This window comes from Parabacteroides sp. MSK.9.14, assembly GCF_019041495.1.
Lineage (GTDB): Bacteria > Bacteroidota > Bacteroidia > Bacteroidales > Tannerellaceae > Parabacteroides > Parabacteroides merdae.
On the sequence record NZ_JAHPXO010000016.1, the window covers coordinates 14,933 to 28,696 of the forward strand.

Consider the following 13,764-nt stretch of genomic DNA (forward strand, 5'->3'; position numbering starts at 1 on the left):
TTTCATCCGGACATATATAAACTATGAAGATATTTATGTAAGTTTGTCCACGAAGAAAAATGATCATATAAATACACACAATTTGAAACATGGCAGACGACAAGAAAATTATTTTCTCGATGGTAGGCGTGAGTAAAGTCTTTCCGCCTCAAAAACAAGTATTGAAAAATATTTACCTGTCCTTTTTCTATGGAGCAAAGATCGGGATCATTGGTTTGAATGGTTCTGGTAAATCTACATTGCTAAAAATTATTGCCGGCGTCGAAAAAGAATACCAAGGAGAAGTAGTATTCTCACCCGGATATTCCGTCGGATATCTAGAGCAGGAACCGAAACTGGAACCGGGCAAAACAGTAAAGGAAGTCGTACAGGAAGGCGTACAAAATATTGTGGACACCCTCAAAGAATATGAAGAAGTAAACGAAAAATTCGGCGATCCCGAAATACTCGAAGATCCAGACAAAATGGACGCACTGATCAACCGGCAGGCCGAATTACAAGATAAGATAGATGCAACTGATGCATGGAACCTCGACAGCCGCCTAGAAAGAGCGATGGACGCTTTACGCTGTCCTCCTGAAGATCAGGTGGTCGATACGCTGTCGGGAGGCGAACGCCGCCGTGTGGCTCTCTGCCGTTTGCTGTTACAACAGCCGGACATCCTATTGCTGGACGAACCGACCAACCACTTGGATGCTGAGTCGATCGACTGGTTGGAGCAACATCTACAACAATATACGGGTACGGTTATCTGCATCACGCACGACCGTTACTTCCTCGACCATGTGGCCGGATGGATTCTGGAACTGGATCGCGGAGAAGGTATTCCCTGGAAAGGAAACTACTCTTCTTGGCTGGATCAAAAGACCAAACGTATGGCACAGGAGGAGAAACAAGCAAGTAAACGCCGTAAGACACTGGAACGCGAACTAGAATGGATCAACATGGCCCCGAAAGCTCGTCAGGCAAAAGGTAAGGCCCGTCTGAATTCGTATGAAGCCCTTTTGAACGAAGACCAGAAAGAACGCGAAGCCAAACTGGAAATCTTTATCCCGAACGGTCCGCGCTTAGGGAACAAGGTGATCGAGGCCCAGCATGTAGCAAAAGCATTTGGCGACAAACTGTTGTTTGATGACCTAAATTTCATGTTGCCGCCGAACGGAATCGTCGGCGTGATCGGTCCGAACGGAGCAGGTAAGACTACACTGTTCAAGATGATCATGGGAATGGAAAGTATCGACAAAGGTTCTTTTGAAGTGGGCGAAACGGTAAAGGTCGGTTATGCAGACCAGACACATAAAGATATCGACCCGAAGAAGACCGTTTATCAGGTTGTTTCCGGCGGACAGGAGTTCATCCGCGTAGGCGGCAAGGAAGTCAACTCCCGCGCTTACCTCTCCAAATTCAATTTTGCGGGAGCCGACCAGGAAAAACTTTGCGGCGTACTCTCCGGTGGTGAACGGAATCGCCTGCATCTGGCTCTAACGCTGAAGGCCGAGGCGAATGTGTTGCTGCTCGACGAACCGACCAACGATATTGATGTGAACACACTCCGGGCACTCGAAGAAGGATTGGAGAACTTCGCCGGTTGTGCGGTCGTCGTTTCTCACGACCGTTGGTTCCTCGACCGTATCTGTACGCATATCCTTTCGTTCGAAGGGGATTCAAATGTCGTGTTCTACGAAGGTTCCTATTCGGAGTATGAAGAGTACAAGCGCAAATTATTGGGCGACGTGGAACCAAAACGTGTCCGTTACCGTAAACTTATTGTTGATTAATCGTATAAATAATTAATATTATAAGACCATGAAAAAAAGAATGTTATCGATGGCAGTAGTAGCTGCCGCCTTTTTGTGTTTCGGAAGTGACGCGAGTGCACAGAAAACAACCAAGCTGTTCAACGGAAAAGACCTTTCCGGCTGGAACTTCGTTGTCGATAAGAACTCCGTCCCAGCCGAACAGGTATATTCCGTGAAAGACGGTGTCATCAACATCACAGGACAGCCATTCGGATACATGTACACGAAAGAAAAATACGGAGATTATAAACTGCATGTAGAATATCGCTGGCCAAACGGCAAGGAAAAGGCGAACAGCGGTATCTTCCTGCTAATTGAAGAGCCGAAAAACCCGTTTCCGAACGGTATCGAATGCAACCTGATGCTTGATAATGCCGGCGATTTCGTCCTGCTCGGCGGTTCGGATCTGGCTGAATACCAGAATAAGCCAGGCCAACCCCGCCCCTCTTTCCCGAAAATCCAGAAGGCGAATCAAGACAGCGAGAAGCCTGCCGGTGAATGGAATGAAGCTAATATCTTCGTAAAAAACGGTGTCATCACGGTCTATATCAACGGCGTTTACCAGAACACCGGGACAAACAAGGTAAAGGAAGGTTACATCGGACTGCAAAGCGAAGGCAAGGAAGTACAATTCCGTAATGTGACAATCACTCCGTGGTAAACAACTATACTTATTTTAAAACACCTATGTTTTGCATTCAAAGCATAGGTGTTTTGCATTCAAATCATATATGTTTTGGAAAGGTGTTTCTTGGGTTTCCATAAAAACATATCGTTTCTTTGCTATCTTTACAACATTCTCACGGATATTCCGGTTCTTTTTTAAATTATATCACTATGGATAATCGTTTCTTGGACCTTATAGAGAGAAGCATAAAGGAGCATTGGGACCTCCCCGCCTTCTCCGATTACAATGGACATACCTTCCATTTCAAAGACGTCGCACGGCGGATAGAAAAGTTTCACATCCTACTGGAACATGCCGGTATCAAGAAAGGCGACAAAGTGGCCATCGTCGGACGCAACTCCTCCAACTGGGCAATCTGCTTTTTCGGAATATTGGCTTACGGGGCTGTTGCCGTGCCGATCCTGCACGAGTTCAAACCCGACAATATCCATCACATCGTCAACCATTCGGGAGCAAAAGCCGTACTGGCAGGCTCCAGCAACTGGGAGAACATGAACGAAAAGATGATGCCGGATGTCAAGCTATTCATGATGCTGGACAACTTCTCCATTATCGATTGCAAAAATAAGGAGGTACGCACCATACGCGATCGCATCAACGAATATTTTGGCAAGAAATATCCCCGTTCTTTCACCGCCAACGATGTGAAATATCATATCGAAGACCCGGAGGAATTGGCTGTTTTGAACTATACGTCCGGCACGACCAGCTTCTCGAAAGGAGTCATGATCCCCTACCGCAGTTTGTGGAGCAACACACAGTTCGCCTACGACCGTCTTCCTTTCATACATCCAGGAGACAACATCGTCTGTATGTTACCGATGGCGCACATGTACGGGTTAGCGTTCGAAGTGCTGAACTCCGTCAACAAAGGCTGCCACGTTCATTTCCTGACACGCACGCCGAGTCCAAAAATCATCGCAGAGGCATTTGCGACGGTTCGACCGGCGCTGATCCTTGCCGTGCCACTCATTATCGAGAAGATCATCAAGAACAAGGTCTTTCCCGAACTGGAAAAGCCATTGATCAAATTGCTGTTGAAAGTGCCATACATCGACCAAAAGGTACGCGAGAAGATCGCCCAAAAGCTGGAAGCCTCTTTCGGTGGGAACTTCAGCGAAATCGTGATTGGTGGTGCAGCCATCAATAAAGAGGTAGAGACGTTTCTCAAATCCATCGACTTCCGTTATACGGTTGGCTATGGGATGACGGAATGCGGCCCACTGGTTTCCTACGAACAGTGGGACACGTTCAAGCAAGGCTCGGTGGGCCGTGTCGTCGACCGCATGGAAATCCGGATCGACTCGAACGATCCGGAAAACGAAGTAGGCGAAATCCTGGTTCGCGGCATGAACGTGATGTTAGGCTACTACAAGAATCCAGAGGCAACAAAGGCTGTGATGCTACCCGACGGCTGGCTACGGACAGGTGACTTGGGAACACTTGACAAAGACGGTTTCCTTTACATCCGCGGACGAAGCAAAAGTATGATCCTAAGCTCCAACGGACAGAATATCTATCCCGAAGAGATCGAAGACCGCCTAAACAATATGCTGTACGTGGCGGAGTCGTTGATCATTTCTCAGGGAGGTAAACTGGTCGCCCTGATCTATCCGGACTGGGAACAAGTGGACAAGGCAGGCATCCAACACTCCGAAATCGAAGAGCTGATGCAGCAGAACATCGACCAACTGAACACTGAAATGCCCGCCTACAGCAAAGTATCTTGCTTCAAGCTTTATCAGGAAGAATTCGAAAAGACACCGAAACGGAGTATTAAACGATATTTATATCAACCCGCAGAGGAAAACTAAATAAATAAATCGTACCTTTGTTTTCTGTTAATTTACAAACAGCTCATATGAACAAAGGGAAAATTACTGTTGTCGGCATTGGACCGGGAAATCGCGATGACATAACGCCTGCGGCATTATCAGCCATCAGGCAGTCGGATGTGATCATCGGATATAACTATTATTTCCAGTTTATACAGGATATAATTCACCCGGATACCCAATGTATCGATACTGGGATGAAGCGCGAGAAAATACGTGCCGAAGAGGCCTACAAATACGCTTCGGAAGGTAAAACAGTGACAGTGATCAGTTCTGGTGATGCCGGAATCTACGGGATGGCCCCGTTGATATATGAAATGCGGACGATGAAAGAGGCGCCGCAAGTGGAGATCGAGGTAGTGCCCGGTATCAGTGCGTTCCAAAAGGCGGCTTCGCTTCTAGGGGCACCTATCGGGCATGATCTCTGTATCATCTCCCTCTCCGACCTGATGACTCCCTGGCTACGGATCGAAAAACGCATACGGGCCGCCGCTATCGGCGACTTCGTGACAGCCATCTACAATCCGAAAAGCGAAGAGCGCTACTGGCAGTTGCATCGTCTCAAGGAGCTGTTCCTCGAAGAACGTGCACCCGAAACACCGGTCGGCTATGTCCGTCAGGCCGGACGCGAAGAGCAGGTCGTCAACCTGACCACGCTGGCAGAGTTCGACCCTGAGCAGGTCGACATGTTCACTGTCATCCTGATCGGGAACTCGCAGTCATATGAGGCCGACGGTAAATTCATCACACCACGCGGCTATTACGGGGAGATCAAGATGAAAACAGATGTCGGGATCGGCCAGGACATCATGATCCGCAGCTTTCGCACCATCGAGAAAGAACTCAAGAACAAAGAAATACCGCTCGACAAGAAATGGGCTTTGCTCCATGCCATCCACACGACAGCCGATTTCGATATGGAAAATATCCTACGGATCGACGATCACGCGGTGGCTTCCCTTTACGGAAAATTCAGCCGGGGGGAGGTGCGCACCATCATCACAGACGTCACAATGGCTGCTTCCGGCATCCGCAAAGGAGCTTTGCAGCGTATGGGGATCGAGGTGAAATGCTATTTGCAAGACGAGCGCACCGTACAACTTGCAACAGAAAAAGGGATCACCCGCACACAAGCTGGCATCCGGCTTGCCGTACAGGAACATCCCAGCGCTTTATATGTATTCGGCAATGCGCCGACCGCATTAATGGAACTTTGTGACCTGATAAGGAAAGGGAAAGCCATTCCCGCCGGCATTATTGCCGCTCCTGTCGGTTTCGTACACGTACAGGAATCCAAACACATGGTAAAGCCGTTTGTCTCTATTCCTAAACTCATCATCGAAGGACGGAAAGGTGGTAGCAACCTCGCCGCGACTTTGGTAAATGCGATTTTATGCTACAATGATGCAAAACAATTAAAACCAGGTAGAGACGTATGAGAACTCAAGAAATTGTAGAAGCTTACGGCAAAACGCACATCTATATGATCGGGATGGACGACAATCCACAGCCTAAGCATATAGAAGTCATTATCAAAAATGTCAAACACGACAACATCTTCTCCGGAGGGAAGCGGCATTACGAAATTGTGAAACCATTCCTACCCGCCGATGCGGTATGGATCGAAATCAAGGCTCCAATAAATGCCGTCCTTGCGGAATACAGCCGGTTGATCCAGGAAGGCAAAGTGATCGTCTCCTTCGTTTCGGGAGACCCGTTCTTTTTCGGCTTCGCTTCCACCATCCGGAAAAACCTTTTAGGAGTAGGCATGAAAGTGTTTCCCTACTTCAACTCATTGCAGATGTTCGCACACCATGAACAAATTCCGTATGAGAACATGCACGCCGTGTCCGTTACCGGACGACCATGGCACGAACTCGACCGGGCGTTGCTGGAATACCGACCGCTGATCGGTGTGCTAACCGACCGTGTCCATACGCCCAGGGCTATAGCCAAGAGGATGATGGAATATCATCTGGACAGGGATTACACCATGTGGGTAGCCGAACATTTAGGCAACCCGAAGAAAGAGAAAATCTATAAAATCTACTCGATCGAGGAAATCAGCGAAATGAGTTTCACCAATCCGAACTGTGTTCTGCTAATGAAGGCTCCGAACTGCGCATTACAACGACCAGCCTTAGGCATACCTGACACGAAATTTATCTTGCTGAATGACCGGACAAAAATGATTACCAAAGCACCGATACGAGTGATAGACCTAAGCCTGTTAGAACTGCATAACAGCCGCTACTTCTGGGATATCGGCGCCTGTACCGGCTCGGTTTCAATCGAAGCGCGGCGCCAGTATCCTCATCTAGATATCCAAGCTTTTGAAGTGCGGAAAGAGTGCGAGAACATCATCCGGGCAAACACACGGCTGCACAGCGCTCCAGGCATAGACCTGCGTATTGGTAACTTCCTCAATCTGTCAATCGAAAAGAACACGATTGTCGATGCAGTCTTTATCGGCGGTCATGGTGGCAAGCTGAAAGAAATCATCCGCAAGGTAGCTTCCCATTTGAACAGTCTGAACGGCAAGATCGTTTTTAACTCCGTTTCAGAAGAAAGCAGCAAGCTGTTCCGGGAGGCGGTTGCAGAAAACGGTCTGAAACTACATTCAGAAATAAACATTACGCTCGATTCCAATAATCCTATTACAATCCTTTGCGCAACGGGTAAAAATTATGTCTAAAAATACACTGAACATTCTTGTGGTTTCGGCAAGTAGTCTGTCGTTAGCACGCAAAATCCGGGACGAATATCCGGGCAAAACTGTCATCTATTGTAGAGAAGCAGATAACGACATCGAACCAGTCACCTCTTTCAAAGAGCTGACTGGCAATCTTTTCGATAAATCGGAAACGATTGTGTTTATCGGGGCGATGGGTATCTGCGTACGGAGTATCGCTCCCTACATCAAGAGCAAGTACACGGACCCGGCAGTCATCTGCCTCGACAGTACCGGCAAATATGTCGTATCGGTACTATCCGGTCATATCGGTGGGGCGAACGAACTGACACATGAATTGGCCCGCATACTGGACGCCGAAGCGGTTGTCACGACACAGAGTGACAACCAGGGACTTTGGGCACTGGACACCTTCGCGAAACAATATGGCTGGGAACAGGATGTCTACAACCCACAAGAAGGCATAATCAGTTTCTTCCAAACCGATTTCGAGAAGATAGACGAGGAAACGTTCAATGCATCGAGGGAAAAGGCCATGAACGAATGTGTCGCCCGTTTCGTCAACTGTCGACCGACCGCCCTCCTGCTCGATATTCGCACGAAGGAGACGGACTATATGAAGGAAACCTGTCCCCCGCACGTCGATGTCTTTTATAAATATAAAGATATCGACCTCGAAAAATACGAGCTGCTGATCACGGTCAGTCCCACTTACTACCACAAATCCCCTATCCCCTGCCTATCATTCTTCCCGAAAGTGCTTCACTTAGGTATCGGATGTAAAAAGGGATTGACAGACATGAAGTCCGTCCTCACGGACCTGTATATCTGCTCCATTTTCTACAGGTTCAACCTGAAGAGCATAGCCAACGTCTCCTCCATCGACCTAAAGAAAGAAGAACCGATATTAAAGGAACTGGCAGACACCTACCTGCGCAGCCCGTTCAAGACCTATCCGGCAGAGGTACTGGACAAAGTCCCCGTACCCCATCCTTCTTCCACAGTAAAGAAAGCCACCGGGTCGGGAAGCGTCGCGGAGGCAGCGGCCATCCTGAGTGCGGAAGGAGGCCCATTATTGGTGGGAAAACAAAAGGGGCAGACGAAAGACTTCACTTATGCGATAGCCATCAGCAAATCGGCAATACAGGACGAAGAAGATAGTCAGCAAAAAGGGAAACAGGGACATGGACATATCGAAATTGTCGGAGCCGGACCGGGCGATCCAGAACTGATCTCCATCCGGGGCCGGCGGATGCTGGAAAATGCAGACCTGATCCTCTATGCCGGAAGCCTCGTCCCCAAAGAACTCACCCTATGCGCCAAGAAAGGATCGACGATTCGCAGTTCTGCCGACATGAACCTGGAAGAACAATTCGCCCTTATAAAAAAGTTCTATGACAAAGGGAAGTTCATCGTACGCTTGCACACAGGTGACCCCTGCATCTATGGGGCGATACAAGAACAGATGGCATTCTTCGACCGCTATGGCATGAGTTACCATATCACACCGGGAATCTCCTCGTTCCAAGCTGCTGCTGCAGCTCTCCGTTCCCAGTTCACTATTCCTGAAAAGGTGCAAACCATCATCCTGACGCGTGGTGAAGGACGTACCCCCATGCCGGAGAAAGAGCAGCTGCATAAACTAGCCGCCAGCCAAAGCACAATGTGCATCTTCCTGAGCGCCGGCATTGCCGGACAAGTCCAGAAAGAACTTCTGGAACATTACCCGCCAACGACACCGGTAGCCGCCTGCTACAAGTTGACCTGGAAAGACGAACGCATCTACCGAGGCGAATTGAAAGACCTGGAACAGATCGTAAAAGAAAACAATCTGACACTGACGACCTTGTTAGTCGTCGGTGATGCCATAGACAACCGTACGGGGGTATCACGTCTCTACGCCGAGGAGTTCAAGCATCTGTACCGCCGTTAGCGAGGGACCACCTCCTACCTATGAGGCATGAAACCTCATAGCTGCCAGGCAAGTACTCACCAGAGAGGATGCCCCCCTGCGATATTACCGGTAAAGACAAGAGAACAACAGAAGCATTATGATACTGATCTTAGGAGGAACAACCGAAGGCCGCAAGGCTGTACAAGTCGTCGAGAGCGCTGGCAAACCCTACTACTACTCGACGGTCGGCAACGAACAGGCGATAGAAGCCGTTCATGCCATTCGCCTCACCGGTGGTATGGACGAAGAAGAGATGGCACAATTCTGCCGCGAGAAAAAAATCTCGTTGCTAGTCGATGCCGCCCACCCTTTCGCCATCCGGTTGCATCGGACGCTTGCAAAGGTTTCCTCCCGTCTCCGGATTCCGGTCGTCCGGTTGGAAAGGCAATACCCCGCACATGACAAGCGGTTGATATGGTGCACGGATTATGCCGCCGCCATCGACCGCCTACGTGCGGACGGGATCTGCAACCTATTGGCCCTGACAGGCGTCAAGACCATTGCGAAACTGCGTCCTTACTGGGAGCAGACGCCCTGCTGGTTCCGTATCCTGAACCGGAAAGAGTCTCTTTCGCTGGCTGAATCCGACGGATTCCCAAAGGAACGGATTATTTTTTTCCATGAAGGAGAAGACGAGAAGAAGCTGCTGGACCAGCTTCATCCAGATGCCGTACTGACAAAGGAAAGTGGGGAAAGCGGATATTTCAAGGAAAAGGTCGAAGCAGCACAAGCCTGCGGCATTCCCGTTTATGTCATACAACGCCCTCCCCTGCCTGACAGTTTCACTTTTGTGCAAGGCATGGAAGGACTTCGTAAAGCCATCGAACGCCTCGCTCCCGGCTTCTTCCCGCTCCGGAGCGGTTTCACGACCGGCACATGTGCTACGGCTGCCGCCAAAGCCGCCTTAGTCGCCCTCCTGAACCGAACGGAACAAACCGTTAGTTGCATCACGCTCCCTTCCGGGGAAAAGATCATGCTCCCTGTCGCCGCTACCGAATGGGCGGACAACGCCGCCCTATGCACGGTTATAAAGGACTCCGGCGACGATCCGGACGTGACAAACGGCTGTTCCGTTATCGCCCGTATCGAGTTACAGGCTGGGCAATCCCCTACCCCCGCCTTCCTGTTCCGGGCTGGTGAAGGAGTAGGAACGGTGACGCTTCCCGGCCTCGGCCTCGAAATTGGAGGACCAGCCATCAACGCCACTCCCCGCCGTCTGATTACTGGAGAATTGACAACAATACTGGAGGAAAACGGCCTGTCCGGCAAGATAAAGGAGGTGGTCGTCACGATCTCCGTTCCGGGAGGGAAAGAGTTAGCTGCCCGGACATTCAATCCGAAGTTGGGAATCATCGGCGGAATCTCGATCATCGGGACATCCGGCATCGTACGCCCTTTCTCGAACGATGCCTTTCTCGCCTCGATCCGGAAAGAAGCCGAAGTAGCAAAAGCAATAGGATGTTCTCGCCTCGTCATCAACTCAGGAGCGAAAAGTGAACGTTTCCTGAAAGGCTACCTGTCGGAACGGCTGTCGGAAGAACTTCCTCCGCAAATGTTTGTGCACTACGGGAACTTCATCGGAAAGACACTGAAAATAGCTGCCGAACTGCAATTTGACGAAGTCGTCATGGGAATCATGATTGGCAAAGCCGTCAAACTAGCGGAAGGAGCACTGGATACGCACAGCAAAAAGGTCGTCATGAACAAAGCCTTTCTGAAAGAATTGGCTGCAAAGGCGGGTTGCAAACCAGAGTCCGTACAAAAAATAGATTCCCTGACGCTGGCCAGAGAACTATGGGAACTGTTCAGCAAGACCGAACAACAAAGTTTCTTCCCACTTCTGTTACAGAAATGCCGAGAGCATTGTACCCCCTTGCTTCCCAACGGGAAACTATCCGTTCTGCTGATTTCGGAAAGTGGGAAAATAACCTTTCAAGCGTGATTATTCAAATGTAACATCCTTGTTCTGCACGTAGGAGACATCGATTTTTCCTCCCGCATCACCGTTGCTCTCCTGTAAAGGAAGTTCTCTGACACGGCTCAAGAACAGGGTTCCTTTGGTGGCAGAAGTCGGATTCGTAAAGTTTAGCGTGATGGAGGTCGCGCCTTCCTGCGTATTGTTGATATCATAAACACCGCCGCTGTAGGTCAGGTGCACCTGGACATACTCGTCCTTCCCGATCGGCTTTCCTACCCAAGTGATAATGGTTGCGCCATTGCCTTTGACGGATGTCAGGGATTCGGGAAGAGCGATTGGATCGACATCGTCGATAGAGGCCTTGTTTGTATAGACCTGGTCTTTCCAACGGGAAAAGGTGAACGTGACCGGGTCCAGCCCGGATTCCGACAGCATATACATATAAGCTCCCATTCCTAAAAAGTCCGGCACTTTTCCGTTAAAGAGAATACCTTTGGCCGGCAGGCGCAGATTGGCCCCTTCGCTGTTATATTTATTGAAATTTGCTCCTATATGGGTATGGTTCTGCGTAACATTATATTCGACACCCAAATTCTGATAAAAAGGGATCGAGGGGTCGATCCCGTCCGAATCATCGTTATCGCAAGCGGTAAACACGCCAGCGAACAACAGGCAAGCATAAAGGAAATACTTTCTCATATCATTTAATTTTATCCGAGTTACGGAAAGTATAGGATAATTTACCAATTGCTTCTCCGAGGACTCTATTATTCTTCTTTGATAGAAATAACAAATGAAGTGGGAAAAGTTTTTCCTTTTAGGCTTTTTTGTCAAACAGAAAGCTCCTGCAAGAGAGATTCTATGGTATCGGCCGCCAGCGTACGTCCGTCAAGATGGTGGATCAGGAATGCGGAACCGACAGACAGATCGCCCGTCTCGATCCATACAGGCGACTCCACATGCCGATCGGCACGTATACCGTTCCGCTGGAGTGCCTTGCGGACCATCGCATATTTCTGTCCATGCCCGATCAGGCGTATTTCTTTCGAATACCGGTTATCGATGCGGAACAAGCCGGTCTCCGTGTCGAACACGATTCCCTTGCGGGCGAAGAAACCGCTCAAGTGGCCGCTCAGGGCGAGGTCTTCGGGCGTACCAGGCGTAATCCCGTTCGTCCGGTCCATCAGCCAAATCTTGTCGGCGATCTGGAGCGCCAGTTCGAGATCGTGCGTGGAGAGGAAAATCGTCTTGTTCGTGCTTCGCGTCAGATGGTGGAGCAATTGCATGATCTCCACCTTGCTCGGAAAATCGAGGAAAGCGGTCGGCTCGTCCAGAAAGATAACAGGTGTTTCCTGAGCCAGTGCCTTGGCGATCATAACCTTCTGCCGTTCTCCGTCCGACAGGGTGTACACCATGCGGGAGGCCAGGTTCTCAATCCGTACCAAGGCGATCGATTCTTCCACGACCTGCTTGTCCTCCTTGTCCAACCGTCCCCAGAAACCGGTGTAGGGACTGCGTCCCATCTCGACCAATTCCCGCACGGACATATTCCGGATGTCACACTTCTCCGTCAGGACCACACCGATCGTCGTGCTCAGTTCCTTGTCCGAATAACTGTCCATATCACGTCCCAAGACGGCGATCTCGCCTCCCAGCTTCTGCTGGAAAGCCGACAGCGTGCGCAGAAGCGTCGACTTCCCGACTCCGTTCGCCCCTAAGAGGCAGGTTAATTCTCCGCTATAAATCCGGGCTTGTATATGACTCGCCACCAACTTGGTATCGTTTTTTGTCCGATAACCGATAGAGAGATCGTTTATATGAATCGTATCTTGTCTCATCATTCGTTCAGTTCGTTTTTACGTTTACGGAATAGAACGGAGGCCACTACCGGAGCACCGATTAGGGCAGTCACCGAATTGACCGGCAAAGCCCCTTCGAAGCCGGGCATCCGGGCAACCAGGTTGCAGACGAGTGCCAATGCGGCACCGGCAAACAGGACGGCAGGCATCAGGACCCTATGGTCGGATGTTTGAAAAATGGCCCGGCACAGGTGCGGGACGGCCAGGCCAAGAAAGATGACCGGTCCACAATAGGCCGTCACGATCGCCGTCAGCACTCCTGCCGAGGTGATCACCAAAAGACGTGCCCGCTTGATGTTCAATCCCAAGTTACGGGCATAGCCGTCGCCAAGCAGCATCAGGTTCAACGTCTTGATCAACAGGAACGACAAAGGGATCAGAATCGCCATGATCGCAACAAACAGCATCATCTGGTTGCCGGAAACACGTGAGAAGCTGCCTAACCCCCAGATCACATAGGCGCGAATATCCTCCTCCACGCTGAAGAACTTCAGCACGCCGATCACCGCATTCGCCACGTAGCCGATCATCACGCCGATAATCAGCAGCGTCACGTTCCCCTTCACCTTCTGCGACACATATACGATCAACGCCATCACCGAGAGCGAACCGATCACGGCTGCTATCGAAAGCGCAATTTCTCCCATAAACCCCAATTTACTAAGCGCAACCCCTCCGAGGCTACCGCTCAGCAGTACCACAAAGGCCACGCCCATGCTCGCACCAGAGCTGATCCCCAGCACAGAAGGTCCCGCCAGTGGATTCCGGAAAACAGTCTGCATCTGCAAGCCGCTTATCGCCAGGCCCGCTCCCGCCACCAAAGCAGTCAATGCCTGCGGAAGACGTGATTTCCAGACGATATTCTGCCAGGTCACCGGCTCGTCTCCCAGTCCGCAAATAATGTTCCAGACAGACTTCAACGGGATAGACACCGATCCTAACACCAAATTCAGGAACATCAGGACCAGGATAGACGCTACGATGAGCGACATCAGAAAAGTAGTGGAATGTCTCATTCG

The 13,764-nt window shown here is 50.1% G+C and carries 10 protein-coding genes; 7 read left to right on the forward strand and 3 right to left on the reverse strand.

Annotated features, from left to right (window positions below; all coding sequences use genetic code 11):
* Positions 1 to 89: 89 nt before the first annotated feature.
* The 7 genes from ettA to cbiD all read left to right on the forward strand — a co-directional run bounded on the left by ettA (position 90) and on the right by cbiD (position 10,910).
* A complete protein-coding gene (gene ettA, locus KTG12_RS10095; RefSeq protein WP_005639431.1) occupies positions 90 to 1,778 on the forward strand; it encodes an energy-dependent translational throttle protein EttA in 1,689 nt (562 codons plus the stop codon).
* 28 nt (positions 1,779 to 1,806) lie between these two features.
* On the forward strand, positions 1,807 to 2,460 hold the full coding sequence (locus tag KTG12_RS10100) for a DUF1080 domain-containing protein (protein WP_005643695.1): 654 nt from the start codon (positions 1,807 to 1,809) through the stop codon (positions 2,458 to 2,460).
* A 176-nt stretch (positions 2,461 to 2,636) separates the two neighbouring features.
* Positions 2,637 to 4,301, forward strand: a complete 1,665-nt coding sequence (locus KTG12_RS10105; protein WP_046452319.1) for an AMP-binding protein — start codon at positions 2,637 to 2,639, stop codon at positions 4,299 to 4,301.
* Between the two features lie 47 nt (positions 4,302 to 4,348).
* Positions 4,349 to 5,761 carry a precorrin-3B C(17)-methyltransferase gene (gene cobJ / locus KTG12_RS10110; RefSeq protein WP_155144037.1) on the forward strand — a complete coding sequence of 471 codons (1,413 nt, stop codon included), beginning with the start codon at positions 4,349 to 4,351 and terminating at the stop codon, positions 5,759 to 5,761.
* Entirely contained in the window at positions 5,758 to 7,017 is a 1,260-nt protein-coding gene (gene cbiE, locus KTG12_RS10115; protein WP_005639421.1) for a precorrin-6y C5,15-methyltransferase (decarboxylating) subunit CbiE, read from the forward strand. The genes cobJ and cbiE overlap by 4 nt, the downstream gene beginning before the upstream one ends.
* Positions 7,010 to 8,947, forward strand: coding sequence for a precorrin-4 C(11)-methyltransferase (gene cobM / locus KTG12_RS10120; RefSeq protein WP_022322139.1), 1,938 nt, complete (start codon positions 7,010 to 7,012; stop codon positions 8,945 to 8,947). Before cbiE ends, cobM begins: the two co-directional genes overlap by 8 nt.
* A gap of 118 nt (positions 8,948 to 9,065) precedes the next feature.
* A complete protein-coding gene (gene cbiD / locus KTG12_RS10125) occupies positions 9,066 to 10,910 on the forward strand; it encodes a cobalt-precorrin-5B (C(1))-methyltransferase CbiD (protein WP_138273236.1) in 1,845 nt (614 codons plus the stop codon).
* Here cbiD and KTG12_RS10130 read toward each other — a convergent pair whose 3' ends face one another.
* The 3 genes from KTG12_RS10130 to KTG12_RS10140 all read right to left on the reverse strand — a co-directional run bounded on the left by KTG12_RS10130 (position 10,911) and on the right by KTG12_RS10140 (position 13,761).
* Positions 10,911 to 11,585: a hypothetical protein gene (locus KTG12_RS10130; RefSeq protein ID WP_005649919.1), complete on the reverse strand. Its 675-nt coding sequence runs from the start codon at positions 11,583 to 11,585 to the stop codon at positions 10,911 to 10,913.
* Between the two features lie 131 nt (positions 11,586 to 11,716).
* Entirely contained in the window at positions 11,717 to 12,724 is a 1,008-nt protein-coding gene (locus KTG12_RS10135) for an ABC transporter ATP-binding protein (protein ID WP_046452347.1), read from the reverse strand.
* Entirely contained in the window at positions 12,724 to 13,761 is a 1,038-nt protein-coding gene (locus KTG12_RS10140) for an iron ABC transporter permease (RefSeq protein WP_022322507.1), read from the reverse strand. Before KTG12_RS10140 ends, KTG12_RS10135 begins: the two co-directional genes overlap by 1 nt.
* Positions 13,762 to 13,764 lie beyond the last annotated feature (3 nt).

Coding starts and splice junctions, on each gene's coding strand:
- KTG12_RS10105 (WP_046452319.1), top strand. CDS start 2,637: ATGGATAATCGTTTCTTGGACCTTATAGAGAGAAGCATAAAGGAGCAT.
- KTG12_RS10130 (WP_005649919.1), bottom strand. CDS start 11,585: ATGAGAAAGTATTTCCTTTATGCTTGCCTGTTGTTCGCTGGCGTGTTT.
- cbiE (WP_005639421.1), top strand. CDS start 5,758: ATGAGAACTCAAGAAATTGTAGAAGCTTACGGCAAAACGCACATCTAT.
- cbiD (WP_138273236.1), top strand. CDS start 9,066: ATGATACTGATCTTAGGAGGAACAACCGAAGGCCGCAAGGCTGTACAA.
- cobM (WP_022322139.1), top strand. CDS start 7,010: ATGTCTAAAAATACACTGAACATTCTTGTGGTTTCGGCAAGTAGTCTG.
- KTG12_RS10140 (WP_022322507.1), bottom strand. CDS start 13,761: ATGAGACATTCCACTACTTTTCTGATGTCGCTCATCGTAGCGTCTATC.
- cobJ (WP_155144037.1), top strand. CDS start 4,349: ATGAACAAAGGGAAAATTACTGTTGTCGGCATTGGACCGGGAAATCGC.
- KTG12_RS10135 (WP_046452347.1), bottom strand. CDS start 12,724: ATGAGACAAGATACGATTCATATAAACGATCTCTCTATCGGTTATCGG.
- KTG12_RS10100 (WP_005643695.1), top strand. CDS start 1,807: ATGAAAAAAAGAATGTTATCGATGGCAGTAGTAGCTGCCGCCTTTTTG.
- ettA (WP_005639431.1), top strand. CDS start 90: ATGGCAGACGACAAGAAAATTATTTTCTCGATGGTAGGCGTGAGTAAA.